At 69.7% G+C, this 15,162-nt stretch carries 18 protein-coding genes; 2 read left to right on the forward strand and 16 right to left on the reverse strand.

The features are described 5' to 3' along the window. Window positions 1–54 precede the first annotated feature (54 nt). From WFH25_RS02040 to WFH25_RS02065, 6 genes are all read right to left on the reverse strand, one after another. A complete protein-coding gene (locus WFH25_RS02040) occupies window positions 55–1,047 on the reverse strand; it encodes a phosphatidate cytidylyltransferase (protein WP_336696651.1) in 993 nt (330 codons plus the stop codon). Then, entirely contained in the window at window positions 1,047–1,601 is a 555-nt protein-coding gene (gene frr, locus WFH25_RS02045) for a ribosome recycling factor (protein ID WP_070416389.1), read from the reverse strand. Before frr ends, WFH25_RS02040 begins: the two co-directional genes overlap by 1 nt. A gap of 47 nt (window positions 1,602–1,648) precedes the next feature. Further along, window positions 1,649–2,368 (reverse strand): UMP kinase, encoded by a 720-nt coding sequence (gene pyrH / locus WFH25_RS02050; RefSeq protein ID WP_070416390.1) that lies wholly within the window; start codon window positions 2,366–2,368, stop codon window positions 1,649–1,651. A 153-nt stretch (window positions 2,369–2,521) separates the two neighbouring features. Next, complete coding sequence (gene tsf / locus WFH25_RS02055; RefSeq protein WP_071296161.1) at window positions 2,522–3,349, reverse strand: translation elongation factor Ts; 828 nt, start codon at window positions 3,347–3,349, stop codon at window positions 2,522–2,524. An 81-nt stretch (window positions 3,350–3,430) separates the two neighbouring features. Further along, window positions 3,431–4,372: a 30S ribosomal protein S2 gene (gene rpsB, locus WFH25_RS02060; RefSeq protein WP_070416392.1), complete on the reverse strand. Its 942-nt coding sequence runs from the start codon at window positions 4,370–4,372 to the stop codon at window positions 3,431–3,433. A 310-nt stretch (window positions 4,373–4,682) separates the two neighbouring features. Then, a complete protein-coding gene (locus WFH25_RS02065; protein WP_071296160.1) occupies window positions 4,683–6,125 on the reverse strand; it encodes a sugar porter family MFS transporter in 1,443 nt (480 codons plus the stop codon). A gap of 415 nt (window positions 6,126–6,540) precedes the next feature. On the opposite strand from WFH25_RS02065, the gene WFH25_RS02070 reads away from it, so the two are divergent. Next, window positions 6,541–7,179, forward strand: a complete 639-nt coding sequence (locus tag WFH25_RS02070; protein ID WP_336696652.1) for a M23 family metallopeptidase — start codon at window positions 6,541–6,543, stop codon at window positions 7,177–7,179. 6 nt (window positions 7,180–7,185) lie between these two features. Here WFH25_RS02070 and WFH25_RS02075 read toward each other — a convergent pair whose 3' ends face one another. From WFH25_RS02075 to WFH25_RS02085, 3 genes are all read right to left on the reverse strand, one after another. After that, window positions 7,186–8,250, reverse strand: a complete 1,065-nt coding sequence (locus tag WFH25_RS02075; RefSeq protein WP_336696653.1) for a tyrosine recombinase XerC — start codon at window positions 8,248–8,250, stop codon at window positions 7,186–7,188. Between the two features lie 25 nt (window positions 8,251–8,275). Beyond that, window positions 8,276–9,469 (reverse strand): DNA-processing protein DprA, encoded by a 1,194-nt coding sequence (gene dprA / locus WFH25_RS02080; RefSeq protein WP_336696654.1) that lies wholly within the window; start codon window positions 9,467–9,469, stop codon window positions 8,276–8,278. Between the two features lie 99 nt (window positions 9,470–9,568). Next, on the reverse strand, window positions 9,569–10,426 hold the full coding sequence (locus tag WFH25_RS02085) for a hypothetical protein (RefSeq protein WP_336696655.1): 858 nt from the start codon (window positions 10,424–10,426) through the stop codon (window positions 9,569–9,571). Window positions 10,427–10,463: 37 nt separating this feature from the next. Between WFH25_RS02085 and WFH25_RS02090 the strand changes: the two genes are divergently transcribed. After that, complete coding sequence (locus WFH25_RS02090) at window positions 10,464–10,769, forward strand: hypothetical protein (RefSeq protein WP_336696656.1); 306 nt, start codon at window positions 10,464–10,466, stop codon at window positions 10,767–10,769. Between the two features lie 104 nt (window positions 10,770–10,873). On the opposite strand, the gene WFH25_RS02095 is transcribed toward WFH25_RS02090, so the two are convergent. The 7 genes from WFH25_RS02095 to WFH25_RS02125 are packed head-to-tail and all read right to left on the reverse strand — an operon-like array spanning window position 10,874 to window position 15,140. After that, window positions 10,874–11,074 carry a hypothetical protein gene (locus WFH25_RS02095; protein WP_336696657.1) on the reverse strand — a complete coding sequence of 67 codons (201 nt, stop codon included), beginning with the start codon at window positions 11,072–11,074 and terminating at the stop codon, window positions 10,874–10,876. Next, the gene (locus WFH25_RS02100; protein ID WP_336696658.1) at window positions 11,071–11,517 is read right to left on the reverse strand and encodes a hypothetical protein; all 447 of its coding nucleotides are present in this window, start codon (window positions 11,515–11,517) and stop codon (window positions 11,071–11,073) included. The genes WFH25_RS02095 and WFH25_RS02100 overlap by 4 nt, the downstream gene beginning before the upstream one ends. Window positions 11,518–11,520: 3 nt before the next feature. Beyond that, window positions 11,521–11,817 (reverse strand): hypothetical protein, encoded by a 297-nt coding sequence (locus WFH25_RS02105; protein WP_336696659.1) that lies wholly within the window; start codon window positions 11,815–11,817, stop codon window positions 11,521–11,523. Window positions 11,818–11,869: 52 nt separating this feature from the next. Further along, window positions 11,870–12,499, reverse strand: coding sequence for a hypothetical protein (locus WFH25_RS02110; protein WP_336696660.1), 630 nt, complete (start codon window positions 12,497–12,499; stop codon window positions 11,870–11,872). A 15-nt stretch (window positions 12,500–12,514) separates the two neighbouring features. Beyond that, window positions 12,515–14,482: a DUF3631 domain-containing protein gene (locus tag WFH25_RS02115; RefSeq protein WP_336696661.1), complete on the reverse strand. Its 1,968-nt coding sequence runs from the start codon at window positions 14,480–14,482 to the stop codon at window positions 12,515–12,517. After that, window positions 14,479–14,766 carry a hypothetical protein gene (locus WFH25_RS02120; RefSeq protein ID WP_336696662.1) on the reverse strand — a complete coding sequence of 96 codons (288 nt, stop codon included), beginning with the start codon at window positions 14,764–14,766 and terminating at the stop codon, window positions 14,479–14,481. Before WFH25_RS02120 ends, WFH25_RS02115 begins: the two co-directional genes overlap by 4 nt. Next, window positions 14,763–15,140 (reverse strand): hypothetical protein, encoded by a 378-nt coding sequence (locus WFH25_RS02125; RefSeq protein WP_336696663.1) that lies wholly within the window; start codon window positions 15,138–15,140, stop codon window positions 14,763–14,765. The genes WFH25_RS02120 and WFH25_RS02125 overlap by 4 nt, the downstream gene beginning before the upstream one ends. Window positions 15,141–15,162: the final 22 nt, after the last annotated feature.

A 15,162-nucleotide genomic window follows, 5' to 3' on the forward strand; every position in this document is an offset into this window, starting at 1 on the left:
AGGACCGGACCATGGTGTGACCTGGACGCGCTGGGGCGTGGACCAGGGGTCCGTTCAGTGGTTGACGACGAGGTACAGCACGTAGGCGACGGCGGCGGACGGCAGGATGCTGTCGATTCGGTCGAGGAGTCCACCGTGCCCGGGCAGGAACGACGAGATGTCCTTGATGCCGAGGTCGCGCTTGATCATCGACTCGGTGAGGTCGCCGAGCGTGGCGGACCCGGAGATGAGCACGCCGAGGATGATGCCCGTCCACCAGGGCAGCCCGAGCATGAGCCACGAGACGAGGATGCCGACGATGATGCTGGCGGCGACCGAGCCGGCGAAGCCCTCCCACGTCTTCTTCGGGCTGATCCGCGGCGCCATCGGGTGCTTGCCGAGGTTGAGCCCGGTGGCGTACGCGCCGGTGTCGACCGCGACGACCACGAGGATGAAGCCGATCACCCAGAGCTGCCCGCTGGGCTGTGCCGCCAGCAGCACCACGCAGGCGCCGAGGAGCGTGATGTAGGCCTGCACGAACAAGCCGTTCGTGAGGTCCCGCACCACGTTGCCCGCGGCCGGCTTCGGACGCGCGAGCGCGACCTCGACCAGGCGCCAGAGGCTGATGAACACGATGCCGCCGAGGAGCGTGAACAGCGCCGGGATCTGACCGCCGATGAACGCCGCCGGCACGATCGCCACACTGACGATGACGCTCGGGATGCGCGGCACGTCGCGCCCGGCGAACCGCATGGCGCTCGCGAGCTCGTAGACGCCGACGCCGAGCAGGAACGCCCCGACGACCATGAACGACGGCTTCCAGATGAGCAACGAGCCGAGCATCACGACCGCGAACGCCAGGGCGATCCCGATCGCGGCCGGCAGGTTGCGTCCGGTGCGTGCCGTCAGCGCCTCGTTGCGGGCGCCGAAGTCGGCCTTCCGTTGCCGGAGCTGCGCCTCGAAGTCGGTGCGTGCGGCTCGTGCGCGCGCGTCGAAGTCCTGACGCAGCCCCTTGGCGGAACGCTTCTCTGCTGTGGGGCGGTCACCGCCCTGGTCCGGACGGTGCATCAGACCTCGAGGAGTTCGGCTTCCTTCTTCTTCAGCGAGTCGTCGATCTGGTCGACGTGCTTCTTCGTCAGGGCTTCGAGGTCCTTGTCGCCACGGGAGATCTCGTCGTCGGAGATCTCGCCCTTGAGCGCGTCGAGGTCGTCCTTGGCCTTGCGGCGGATGTTGCGGATGACGACCTTGTGGTCCTCGCCCTTGCTCCGGACGAGCTTGACGAACTCCTTGCGGCGGTCCTGCGTGAGCTCCGGGATCGTCACGCGGACGATGTCACCGTCGTTCGTCGGGCTGGCGCCGAGGTTCGGGAACGTCGCGATCGCGCGCTCGATCTCCTTGAGCGCCGTCTTGTCGTACGGCGTCACGATGAGCGTGCGGGCCTCGGGGGTCTGCAGCGACGCGAGCTGCGCGAGCGGCGTCGGCGTGCCGTAGTACTCGACCGGGATCTTCTGGAAGAGCGCCGCGTTGATGCGGCCGGTGCGGACGGTCGAGAAGTCGTCCTTGGCGACCTCGACCGCCTTCGCCATCTTCTCGGTGGCTTCGGTCAGGACATCACTGATCACGGTGTTACTCCTTCGGTACTGGCGTCGAGTCTAGTCAGCGGACGGGGTCAGTTGCTGACCACCGTGCCGATGCGCTCGCCCCGGATCGCGGCGGCGACGTTGCCGTCGCCCTCCATGCCGAAGACGTGCATCGGCATGCCGTTGTCCATGCAGAGCGAGAACGCGGTGGCGTCGACGACCTTGAGGCCCTTCAGGAGCGCGTCCTGGTAGGTGACGTGGTGGAGCTTCTCCGCCGTGGCGTCCTTCTTCGGGTCCGCCGTGTAGACGCCGTCGACGCCGTTCTTGGCGACGAGGACCTCTTGCGCGTCGATCTCGAGGGCACGCTGCGCGGCGACCGTGTCGGTGGAGAAGTAGGGCAGGCCCGCTCCGGCACCGAAGATGACGATGCGCCCCTTCTCGAGGTGCCGCTCGGCGCGCCGCGGGATGTACGGCTCGGCGACCTGGGTCATGCTGATCGCCGACTGCACGCGCGTGGCGGCTCCGGCCTGCTCGAGGAAGTCCTGCAGCGCGAGGGCGTTCATGACCGTCCCGAGCATGCCCATGTAGTCGGCGCGCCCGCGGTCCATGCCCCGCTGGGAGAGCTCGGCACCGCGGAAGAAGTTCCCGCCGCCGACGACGATCGCGACCTCGACCTCCTGCGCGGCGACCGCGATCTCCTTCGCGATCGTGCTGATGACGTCCGGGTTCACACCGAGCGAACCGGCACCGAACGCCTCCCCCGACAGCTTCAGCAGGACCCGGCGGCGTCCGGTCTTCTCGTTCGTCATGTGGTCGCACCCTTCGTCGAATGTCTCGTGGGAATCTACCCGGCCGCAGCCGGTCCGGCGGAGGCGGGTCGCGCCTCCAGTCGGTGCTCGCGCGTGTCGGCGCGCGAAAACGGGGCCCGGAACCTGGTGGTTCCGAGCCCCGTCACGGGTTCGTTACGCGCCGACCTTGACGCGGGCGAAGCCCTGGATCGTGATGCCGGCGTTCTCGGCGGCCTTCGCGACGGAGATCTTGTTGTCCTTCGCGTAGTCCTGGTCGAGGAGCGCGACCTGCTTGCGGTAGGCGTTGAGGCGACCCTCGACGATCTTCGGCAGGGCTGCCTCCGGCTTGCCCTCCTCGCGCGTGATCGCCTCGACGGTCGCGCGCTCCTTCTCGATCGCCTCGGCCGGGATCTCGTCCCGCGTGAGGTAGGTCGGGTTCGCGAACGCGACGTGCTGCGCGATGGAACGGGCCTCGGCCGCGTCGGAGCCCGAGTAGGCGATGACGACGGCGATCTGCGGCGGGAGGTCCTGGCTGGTCTTGTGCAGGTAGACCTCGAAGGCGTCGCCCTCGACACGGGTGACCGTGCGGAGCGCGAGCTTCTCACCGAGCGCGGCGGCAGCCTCGTCGATGACCTCGGCGACCGTCTTGCCGTCCAGCGGCGCGGCGTTGCCGGACTCGACGTCGGCGGCACCGGCGGCGGCGACCGCGGCGACGACCTTGTCGGCGAGGGTGGTGAACTTCTCGTTCTTCGCGACGAAGTCGGTCTCGCTCGCGAGCTCGACGACGGTCGCGGCGCCACCGTCGGTCGACGCGACGACGACACCCTCGGAGGTCGCACGGTCGTCGCGCTTGGCGACGGCCTTCGCGCCCTTGATGCGGAGCAGCTCGACGGCCTTGTCGTAGTCGCCGTCGGCCTCGACGAGCGCGGTCTTCGCGTCCATCATGCCGGCCCCGAGTTCCTCGCGGAGCTTCTTCACGTCAGCAAGGCTGTAGTTGGCCATTGACTGGAGTCCTTTCTGGACTGAGCGTTTGTGGAGAGTGGAGCAGGGGCGCCGGACCGATCGGCCCGACGCCCCCGATGGTCACTCGGCGGGGGTGGTCTCCGCAGCGGCCTCGGCCTCGGCCGTCGGCTCTGCGTTCTTCGCGTCGTCGGCGATCGGCTCGCCGATCTCCTTCGCGGCGACCTGCGCGTCAGCGTCGTTCTCTTCGACCGGGGTCTCGGCCTCGGCAGCGGCGGGCGTCGCGGTCGCAGCGGCCGGCGCGGCGGTCTCGCCACCGAGGAGCTCCTGCTCCCACTCGGCGAGGGGCTCGGCCGCAGCCTCGTCGTCGCCACCGTTGTGGCGGGTCTTCAGGCCCTCGGCCGCGGCGTCGGCGACGATGCGGGTGAGGAGACCGACGGAGCGGATCGCGTCGTCGTTGCCCGGGATCGGGTACGTGATCTCGTCGGGGTCGCAGTTGGTGTCGAGGATGCCGATGATCGGGATACCGAGCTTCTGCGCCTCGTCGACGGCGAGGTGCTCCTTCTTGGTGTCGACGATCCAGAGCGCGCTCGGGGTCCGCGTGAGGTTGCGGATACCACCGAGGGTCTTGTGGAGCTTGTCCAGCTCGCGCTTCTTGATGAGGAGCTCCTTCTTGGTGAAGCCCTTCGTCGTGTCGTCGAAGTCGATCTCCTCGAGCTCCTTCATGCGCGCGAGGCGCTTGGAGACCGTCTGGAAGTTCGTGAGCAGACCGCCGAGCCAACGCTGGTTGACGTAGGGCTGGCCGACGCGGGTCGCCTGCTCGGCGATGGAGCCCTGGGCCTGCTTCTTGGTGCCCACGAAGAGGATCGTGCCACCGTGCGCGACCGTCTCCTTGACGAAGTCGTACGCGCGGTCGATGAAGGCCAGCGACTGCTGCAGGTCGATGATGTGGATGCCGGAGCGCTCGGCGAGGATGAATCGCTTCACCTTCGGGTTCCACCGACGGGTCTGGTGTCCGAAGTGGACGCCGCTGTCGAGCAGCTGGCGGATGGTGACGACGGCCATGTGCCGTCCTCCTTCTGTCTTCTCGGCGCGCAGCCGTGCTCTCGCACGTCGCTGCGGACCTGTTGCGGTTGTGTCGATCACGACCGTCGGTCGTGGCCCCTGGTGCCCTGGCACGCGACCGCCCGCTCGTGAGAGCGAGACCGATGGTCGGGTGCCGCGCCGGTGATGGCGCTGTGGACACGCGAAGTCAGCGCGCCGGAGCGCACTGCTGAGGAGATGCTAGCAGACGGTGGACGCACAGGAGGGGGGGGGGGGGGGGGGGGGCGCCCCCCCCCCCCCCCGCCTCCTGGACGGTGGTGACGCTGGTGCGTCAGGCCTTGGCGTCCACCGTGTCGCCCTCGGCCGTGATGCCCATCTCCTCGAGGGAGCGGCCCTTGGTCTCCGGGATCTTCGCGATGACGAAGAAGAGGGAGAGCAGGGCGAACAGCGCGTAGATGCCGTAGGTCACGGTCAGGTTGAAGCCGGACAGGACCGGGAACGTGATGGTGACGAGGAAGTTCGCGATCCAGTTCGCCGCGGACCCGATGCCGAGTGCCGTCGCACGGATGCGGTTCGGGAACATCTCACCGAGCAGGACCCACATGAGCGGACCCCACGTCGCGCCGAACGACACGACGAAGAGGTTCGCGAAGATCAGCGCGATGACGCCCCACGCACCGGGGAGGTTCGGCTCGCCGTTCACGATCGTCGCCTGCGAGAACGCGATCGCGACCATGAGCAGCGACACGAACATGCCCGTCGAACCCGCGATGAGCAGCGGCTTCCGGCCGAGCTTGTCCACCGTGAAGATCGCGATGAAGGTGACGGCGACGTTCACGACCGAGGTGATGGTCGAGATGAGGAAGGACTGGTCCTCCTTGAAGCCGACCGCCTGCCAGAGCGTCGTCGAGTAGTAGAAGATCACGTTGATGCCGACGAACTGCTGCAGCACCGCGAGGATGATGCCGACCCAGACGATCGGCTGGAGTCCGAAGCGGTTGCCCCGGATGGAGCCCTTCTTCTCGCTGGCCTCCTTCTTGATGCCGTCCTGGATCTCCTCGAGGCTGGTGTTCACCGTGTCGCGCGGCACGATCTTGCCCATCACCTCGCGCGCGTCGTCCGTCCTGCCCTTGGCGAGGAGGAAGCGCGGCGATTCGGGGAGCGTGATGGCGAGGACGCCGTACACGACCGAGGGGATCACGCCGACCAGGAACATCCAGCGCCATGCGGCGAGGCCGAGCACCTGCTCCGAGGCGCCGCCGGCGGTCACCGCGAAGAGCTGGTCGGACAGGAGCGCGGCGAAGATACCGAGCGTGATCGCGAGCTGCTGGAACGAGGCCAGACGACCGCGGATGGCCTTCGGCGAGACCTCGGAGATGTACGCCGGCGCGATGACCGACGCGGTGCCGATGCCCAGACCGCCGACGAGGCGCCAGATCACGAGGTCCCACGTGGCGAACGCGAACGCGCTGCCGATCGAGCTCACGAAGAACAGGACGGCGGCCCAGAACATGACGCGCGTGCGACCCCAGCGGTCCGCCAGGCGGCCGGCGAAGTAGGCGCCGAACGCGCAGCCGATGAGTGCCGAGGCGACGGCGAAGCCGCTCGCGGCCTCGGACAGACCGAACTCGCCCTTGATTGCCTCGACCGCACCGTTGATGACGGACGAGTCGAATCCGAAGAGGAAGCCGCCGACCGCTGCCGCGATGGCGAACAGCGTGACCTTCCCCTTGAAGGCACGGTCTTCGCCGTGCTGCGTTGTCGCGTTCGACACGATGCTCCAGGTTTCCCGCCGCCGTGCGGGATGCTGCACGGTGCCCCGGCGGTCGGCTGGTTCGCCGTCCGAGCGGCGTTGCGTGTTCCGGAGCGGCCCCGACTGTACTCCCGGATCGGGCGCGGGGGCCAACCGGGCGCGCGGGGCTGTGGGTGGCCGGTGGGCGGGCGGGTGCAGTCCGACTCGGAACGACGTGGTCGACGTCGTACGACACCGGCGATGTCGTTCCAGCGCGCGCGCAACGGTTGCGTCCGCCCGGTTGCGACATGGTCGACGTCGTACGACACCGATGATGTCGCCCGTTGCGCACGCATCGGGCGCGCTTCACCCTCCACAGGCCAGGAGGCGCGGCTCGCCCTCCACAGTTCGACGCACCGCCGACACGCTCCGCGTCCACCGCCGGGAGGCTGTGCCCATGCCGTTCCGTCATCCAGTCCCCGCCGTCGCCGTCGGCGCGGTCGTGGTGCTCGTCGTATGGCTGCCGTCCGCGGGCACCCGGCGGGCGGCCGGCGCACCCCTGGTCGAGCCCGGCCGACTCGTTGCCGGACTCGACGCCGGCCAGACCGCGGTGGATCGGGCCGTCCTGACGCCGCTCGAGAATTCCCGCGCCGACCTCGGCCGCGCGACGGCGGAGGCACCGTGGGTGTGGCCGACCGGTAGCCGGGTGGTCGGCCGGCCGTGGGAGGCCCCGGCGGACGACTACGCAGCGGGCCACCGCGGGATCGACGTCGCGGCGCCGCTCGGGACCGTGGTGGTGGCCGTCGACGACGGGACGGTGACGTTCGCCGGGCAGGTCGCCGGACGCGGGGTCGTGACGATCGACCACGGCGGCGGGCTCCGGAGCACGGTGGACTCCGTCGCGCCCGGGGTCGCGACGGGAGACACCGTGGCGCAGGGTGACGCGGTGGGCACGGTGTCGGTCGGCCACTGTCCGGCAGCGAACCCGTGCCTGCACCTCGGCGCACGGCTCGACGACCGGTACGTCGATCCGACGCCGTACCTGCCCGCGGCGGCGTGGCCGGTGCTGCTGCCCGAGTCCGCCTGGACGGGGTGAGTCCGGTCAGGCGCGGGGGTGTGCCGTCCGGTAGACCTCGCGCAGCCGTACGGAGGAGACGTGCGTGTAGATCTGGGTCGTCCCGAGGCTGGCGTGCCCGAGCAGCTCCTGCACGGCACGGAGGTCCGCTCCCCCGTCGAGCAGGTGCGTCGCCGCGGTGTGACGGAAGGTGTGCGGACCGCTCGGGCCCTCGCCCGGCAGGTCCTGCAGGAGCCGAGCGACGATCCGGTACGCGCCACGGACGCCGAGCCGACCGCCGCGATCACCGAGGAACAGCGCGTCCGCTGCCGGCGCGGCGTTCCGGGCACCGCCGCCCGCCGCGCGGCCACCGCCCGCCGCGCGGCCACCGCCCGCCGCGCGGCCACCGCCCGCCGCGCGGCCATCGCCCGCCGCGTGGCCGTTGCCCGTCGCGTGGCCGTCACCCGCCTGCGCGCTGGCGAGCAACGCCGGGCGACCACGGTCGAGCCACGCCTCGAGCGCATCGCGTGCGGGCACCCCGAACGGCACGACGCGCTCCTTCCCGCCCTTGCCGAGCACCCGGACGGTCAGCCGGCCCCGGTCGAGGTCCCGCACGTCGATGCCGACGAGTTCGCTCACCCGGATCCCCGCCGCGTACAGGAGTTCCACGACCGCGAGGTCGCGGAGCGCTCCGGGATCGTCGGTCGCAGCACGAGCGGCCAATCCGTCGAGCATCGTCCGGACCTGGTCGGACGACACCACGCGCGGGAGGTGCGACGCCCCCTTCGGCGCCCGGAGCCGCACGCCCGGGTCGGACGCGATCCACCCGGACTCGCTCGCCCACCGGGTGAACGCCCGGACCGACGACGACTTGCGAGCGATGGTGGACCGAGCCAGGCCCCGGTGGTCGGCGTCCCACAGCCAGTCGCGCAGCAGCTCGAGGCCAAGGTCCGACAGCCGATCGACTCCGCGGGCGGTGGCGAACGCGACGAGCTGCTCGAGGTCGTTGGCGTAGGCGCGGACGGTCTGCTCGCTGAGTCCGCGGCCGTGGTGGGCGTGCGAGAGGAACGCGTCCACCGCCACTGCGAGCCGTTCCCCGGTGCGTTCCGTCACCCGCCCAGCGTAGGTCCGACGTCCGTCATCGACGGCACCATCCCTCGGCCAGTGCCACCACCAGCCCCTCGAGCTGCGCCAGGGCGAGGGCGTCCGCCGTGTCGTCGACGGAGAGCCCGCTCCGACGGGCGATCTCCTCCACCGGGAGCGGCCGCCGGTCGAGCGCGTCGAGCGCCCGCGTGACGTGCGGATCCGACCGGGTCCCGAGGACGAGGACCTCCGCCACCGGCGGCGCGTCGTGGACGACGACCGCGGACACCGCTGCGACCGGGTCGCGGGGCTGGACGACGATCTGCGCGGTGCCGTCGGCGATCAACCGGTGGCACCCGACCGAGGCGGCCGACGCGAAGGGACCGGGCACGGCGAACACCGGACGACCGAGGTGCAGCGCGTGGTGGGCGGTGTTGAGCGCCCCCGACCGAGCAGCGGCCTCGACGACCACCGTCGCCCCGGCCAGGGCAGCGATCAGCCGGTTGCGGTGCAGGAAGCGCCACCGCGTCGGCCGGGTCCCCGGTGGCGACTCGGACAGCACCCGGCCCCGTCCGAGCACGTTGCGCAGCAGGTCGTGGTTGCCCGCCGGGTAGAACTGGTCGACCCCGCCGGCGAGCACCGCCGTCGTGGGGGTCCCGGCGGCGACGGCGACCCGATGGGCCACGGCGTCGATGCCGTACGCGCCGCCGGACACGATCTCGACGCCGTCGTCCGCCGCGACGGAGGCGATCTCCGCCGTGGCCTCGGCCCCGGCGACGGTGTTCGCCCGGCATCCGACGATCGCGAGCGCCCCGCGGCAGCCGGCTGCACCGACCGGGTCGTCCAGCTCCGAACGACTCCACAGCACGAACGGCGCGTGCGGCCCGAGGTCCTCCAACCCGCTCGGCCACTCGGGCGTGCCCGGGACGAGGAGGCGCGCGCCGACCGCGGTGGCGGACGCCATGGCCGCGACGGCGCGCTCGTCCGCTCCGCCGAGGCGCGGTCGCCACCGGTCGAACGCCGACTCGAGCGCCGCGCGGACCCGGTCGGGGCCGTCGGCGAACGACGCGTCCGAACCGACCTGCTCGAGGAGTTCGCTCGCGCCGCCCGCAGCCGCACGACGGACCAGTGCGAGGGACTCGTCCGGTCCGAGCGCCGCGACGAGTTCTCCCGCGACGGCGTCGCCCGGTTCGGCGAGGACGCTCCAGACGACGCGGGCGAGGGTGTCGTCGCCGGACGGCGCGGTCACAGCGCGCTCCGCAGCGTCAGCGCGCGACGGACCTCGACGGAGCCCGGACGCTCGACGTCGTCGAGGTCGGCCATCGTCCACGCCAACAACTGTCCAGGGCTAGGGCGTAGGTAGTTGCCCGAACTCGTCGTGAAGAGATGCGATTTGACGTCGGAAGTTTGTGCGCTCGAAGTGGTCGAAGCGGAAGAGACGGTGCCCCTTGAAGCGAATGTCGATGCGTCGAATCAACCTCTCCACCTTGCCCCTCAACGCCAGCGCGTCGGCTCGCTCGAGCAGGGCAGTCTCCAGCCCGAACTCCAGCCGGCCTAGGGTCGACCCCGGCCGCAGCACCTCGATTTCCGCCTCCTCCGCCGCTAGTTCTACCTCTGCCCACTGCGGGTCGACGTGCATATCCGGTGGGAGTGCCGCATGGAAGCGCCGCATCGCGTCAAGTCGCTCACGGTACTTCTCGGCCTCAGCGATCGCTTCCCGAGTCTGTCGAAGCAGCGCCTCACGTTGCCGGAGCCGGACGTCTATGTCGTCTCTAAGAAGCATGGACTCTTTGCGCGCGGCGCGGAGTTCACGGCGCTGACGCCTCCACCGGGACCACGGTGGTAAGCGCTGGATGACCGTGCGCACTTCCGGATTGGTGCGGAAGGCGATATCGGACAACGGCGCGGCAACGAGAATCAGTAGCGACGCGGAGAGCAGCGACCCGACAAAGGTAGCTCGCTCGAACCCGTCACGATGAATCAGCGCGTCAACTGATATATAGAACGACACAATGAGGGCGAGTGCGTACCCAACGAAGATCACTGTCGTGCTCAAACGAAGGCGCCAACTTACATCCTCGGTGTGGCGCATCTGTCGCCCTGCTTCGACCCCGAGAGCGAGCGCGAGAACGGGGATAGTGGTCAGCATCGCCGACCAAAAGGTGCCCGCTGCGGCGGTCGTTTCAGCGTTGGCGGCGAGGATCACTCAGCGATCATGCCATCAGGTCGATACGCTCGGCTGCATGACTAGCCAAGCGCTCGAAGATCACTACAAGGACCAGGTGGAGGAGCTGAGCCCCGGACGAGTCGCGCGGGCGGCCGCAATGCAGGAGTACGCGGATGCAGAGCGCGCACTCCTCTCGCTGTTCCCGATTGTCGACGGTCAACCGTGCATCGCCTCGAAGCAACTGACATATGAGGACAAGGTTGCTTTGGACGATGCTGTCCAGGCCCTCGCTTGGGCACACACGAAGCTGGCGACGACATGGCGGGATTTCGAGGAGTTCTCTGCCTACGTACTCGAACGTGAAACCGGGCGAGTCGCCTAGTTGCTTCCGCAGCGAACCCCCGTGACACGCAATCGTCACGGGGGTTCGCTTCCCTCTAGGGGCGCCCGTCGCCGGCCTTCGTCAATCGGCGACGGGAGTCTTCTCTATCGGCGCCGGAGTCGCGCCCGGATCGCCGCGGCCTGCGTCTGGTCGGAGTCGTTCACTGCCCGGGGGCGCTCGGAGGTCCGGCGCAAGCGTTCGGCCTGCGACTGGTCGACGTCGAGCTCGTCGTCGGCTGCGCGGCGCTCGAGCTCTGCTCGGATGGCGGTCTGTCGGCGGCGGAGCCGCTGCTCGTTCTGGGTCATGATGCTTCCGTTCTCTCGTTGGGTAGTGCGTCGGCGAGCGTGAGTCGCAGGCGAAGCTCGCTGAGGTAGACGTCGCGGTCGGGACGCTTGTCGTCCGGGAAGACTGCTCGAGCTTTCTCGACGCGGCTGCGTCGCCACTCGACCGGCTTCGTGTCCCACTTCCTGCTCGCGCGCTGCACTCGCGCGTTGAGTGCAGCGTGCTGAGCCTCTTCGCGTTCTCGCCGCTGACGCTCGAGGATGCGCTCGATGAGCAGCGCATCGATGTCGGCGAGCACTGCTGGTGTCTCGTCGAGCGCCGCGAGCTCGTGAAGGCGCCGCTCGCGTTGGGCGACTCGGCTCGCTTCTGCGGCTGCAACCTCGGCGACCATCTGATCGAGCTCGGCCTTCGCGGCTACTGCCTCGGGGGTGAGTTGGTAGTCCCGAGCGTTCCGTCGCACCGGCACGGCTCAGCCCTCCGTCTCGGGGCGCAGGTTGAGCGCGAGCAGCCGAGAGCGCTGCGCCTCGGCGGAGAGGATCACGCGGTAGAGCGCTGTGCGCTCACCCTGGGAGTCCGCGAGCTTGAGGTCGAGATTCGCCTTCCGGATCACCTCGTTGATGCGGTCTTCTACCTCGGTGCGTACCTCGTCCGCGGTCTGCTCTGCCAGACGGCCGTAGCCGACCCGGGCGAGCTCCGCGGCTTCGGCTGCGCTGACACCGACCCTGAGGGCGATGTCGTCGTAGTCGAACCCTTCGCGACGGAGCATGACCGCCTGCACGGCTTGCTCAGCTCGAAGATGGCGGTCGACCGCCTTCCCGCTAGCCACGGCGGTACCAGTCGAGGTCGTTGCTCGACAGGCCGACGCCTTCCGACAGCGGCTCGAGCGCGGCCTGCAGGACAGCCAGGCGCCGGCTGCCCTTGCGCTCTCGCGTGGTCGGGCCGTTGCCCTCGTCCGACACCATGCCGGCAAGGCCGAACGTGACGACCGAGTCGGCGATGGCGACCTCCACGGCCTTGCGTGCACTCGCGAGGGCGGTGAGAGACCGCTCCGCGTCGGCGAGCGCCGCCTTCCGAAGCTTGTCGCGGTTCGCCTCCATCGTGATGACGAGCGTGTTGTGGGCGTGGACGAACGCGTCCTCGAACGCCTTGAGCTCGACAGTGGCTTGCTCGAGGTCGTCCCGAGCGGCGGCAACACCCTCTCGGATGTCGCGAGGGATGAAGCCGCCTTCAATCGCGGCGGCACGCGCAGCCTCCTCCATCGCTTCGGTAGCGCGAACCACTCCGAGGTCTGCGGCGCGGTAGGTTCGCTCGGCTTCGGTCAGCCGGGCATAGGACGCTTCGAGCGCCTGCGCTGCCTTCGCGACGGCGGGAACGGCGATGCGGCTTGCGTCGGGCAGGTTGACGATGATGCGAGCGCCGGATGCAACCGACTTGTGAATACGGATCATGATGTGTTCCTTCGCTTAGATGGGGGTTCCGGTGGTGGTCGTGGGGAGGTAGCGGAGCCAGGCGTCAGAGAAGTCGTGACGCTCCCAGCCCTTGCGTGTTCCGCCGGCGGTCGGGTCGAAGCGCACTGAGTGCGATCGGACGATGCCGTAGCCGTCGAACATGCGACCGAGGTAGCGGGAGTCGATCGGCCCTCGGCCTCCGAGGTCCGCCCACGGCGCGTCTTCGATCGCCAGCAGTCGGCCCAGCAGCTCGACAGCCGCGAGACGCTGCTCGTCGCCGAACGCGCGTCGCACGTCCGAGAGGAGGCGGACGCCGAGCGTTGCGGGGCGGTCGCGGGCGTCTTCGAGGATGCCGAGCGCCGCTTGCCGGGCGTTCGCTGGCCAGTGCCCGCCCGCGGCGTCTGCAACCGCGAGCAGCGGCTCCCAGACGTCGGCGTCACGGTCGGTGATGCCGTCTGGCATGACCGGCCAGGGCGCGCCGACTTTCGAGCTGACGCGCTTCGTCCAGGCCGCAAGGCGCGATCGCACTGCGGCGAGCTCCGATCCGTTCTGACGCTCGCGGTAGGGCTCGACGACCTCCCCTGGCGCGCGGCGCCGCATCGGCACGATGACCGAGCGGGCACGCACCGTGTCCGGGATGTCGCCGAGGCCGGCCATCGCGACGGCGGCGAAGGTCGAGAACTCCTCGAGCACGACCTCCTTACCGCGCACCGCGGCTCGGTTGTAAACGCCATTGCGACGGTGCCCCGAGTTGAGGATGCCGCGCAGTTCCTCGGAGGCCGCGTCCCGTGCCCGTACGCCGAACAAGGTGTCGACTTCGTCGAACAAGACCGTGGGCGGCGTCGTCGCGCCGCTGATGCGGCGTGCGAGGTAGGCAGCGGAGGTGTTCACCGTCTCGACCGGATCGTGCGTGAGCTGTGCGAGCACCTCAAGAAGTCGGCTCTTCCCGCTCCCTGGCTCCGGGCTCAGCACCGCGAGGCGCGGCGTGGAGTCGAAGCGGTCGAGGATGTGCGTGTGCGCCACCCAGCATGTGACGGCTATCGCCGCCGCGTCGCTCGGGAACGAAACGAATCGTTCGAGCTGCGCCCGTACGTCATCGAGCAGCCTGGCGCCGTTCGTGGTGTCGGTAGCAGCACGCCGCGCTCGGAGCGCTTTCCGCTCCTCCTTGGTCAGCACGAACGTCACGGGTGGCAGACCAAGCCTTCGGACCGAGCCGTCAGCAGCGGTGTCCCACTCGCGCGCGTGTCCCGGGTAGTTCTCGAGGTACGTCGCACGGGCCATCGCGTAGGCGGTCGCGGCGCCTCGCTCCCCCCGGTTGCCCGCCTTGATGAGCTCGTCGGTCGCGGCGAGCATGTCACTCCGGCTCATGCCCTCGCTCGTCACGGAGTCCGCGATGCGGCGCATCGCCTTCGACGGCTTGCCGTCTCGGACACGACGCATCCACTCCGCGACGCTTCCGTCCGGTGCCGCGTCCGTTCCTCCCCCGCCGTACTCGGTCACGAACGCGTCGTCGATGACCTCCGTCACGGTGGTCGGCTCGATCGCCTCGGCGTAGTGCGTCACGCGCGCCAGGCCGTTGAAGCTCTTGATGTCGACGCCGGGGAACGACGGGTTGCCGTTGCGCTCGACGCGGGGGCTCGCAAGCTTCCAGTGGTGCTCGCCGTTGCCGCTCGAGCTGGGGTTGCCGGCGCCGATGTCGATACCGAGCTGGTCCGGCTGCTCGCGTAACCACTCCCGGCCATCGACGCCGCCGGGGTGCCAGTCGACGTCGATGAGAGTGAGCGGGCGAACGCGATTGCGACCAGGGATGACGAGCACTTCGTCGTCCGGATGTGCTGTCCACCACTCGCGGACCATCGCCTCAATCGTATCCGAAATGTTGAGTGCGACGTAGGCGACCCGCGAGCTCTTCGTGCCCGGCTTCCCCGGAAGGACGTAGTGGCCGGCGCGCTGCCACGCGAGCGCGATGTCAAGGCGCTTCATCGGGCGATCTGGTTCCACAGGTACCGAGGCACGACGACGTAGTAGTGCGGCGGCTGGGCGACGGATGCGTATGCGCCGCACTTCCGGTGGCGCATCCCCGGCTGCCGGTCGCGGCGACCCTTCGGCGGGTACCCCCACTCGTGGTACTCGAACTCGCCGCAGAGCGGGCAAAGGACCATCACCCAGCGCAAGCCCCGCTGTTCCTTGATGGCGAGGACGGCGGCGTAGACAGTGATGCCGTCGCGGTGCAGTGGCGGGTACTCAGGAGTTGTCCTGGAGCTCATGACTGCTCCTTCCGCGACCGCAGCGCGGCAAGCGCGGCTGCCGCGACGTCGCGCTTGAGGCGCAACGATGCTTCCCGGATGCGCTCGTCGTAGGTGAGGGTGCCGCCCTCGGCGTCGATCTGGCGGAGGTACGGCTCGAGCTGGTCGAGAGGTGGCACGGTCGCTCGATTGCGCGGCTTCGGCTCCGGCAGACCCGCCTCCTCACGACGGCGTCGGCGTGCCGCTGCGGATGCCGCCGCGGCCTTCTTGGCGAACGCGACGCGCTGTTCCGGAGTGCGGTTCGACATCGACGTCATGCCGCCCTTTGCACCGCGTAGGCGACGGGCCTCGGCGGCGTCCTCCGGGCCGAGCTCGGAGTAGGAGTCGCGGCTCATCGCGTGGCTCCGGCGAGGAGGG

It is taken from the genome of Curtobacterium sp. USHLN213 (assembly GCF_037144815.1).
Taxonomy (GTDB): domain Bacteria; phylum Actinomycetota; class Actinomycetes; order Actinomycetales; family Microbacteriaceae; genus Curtobacterium.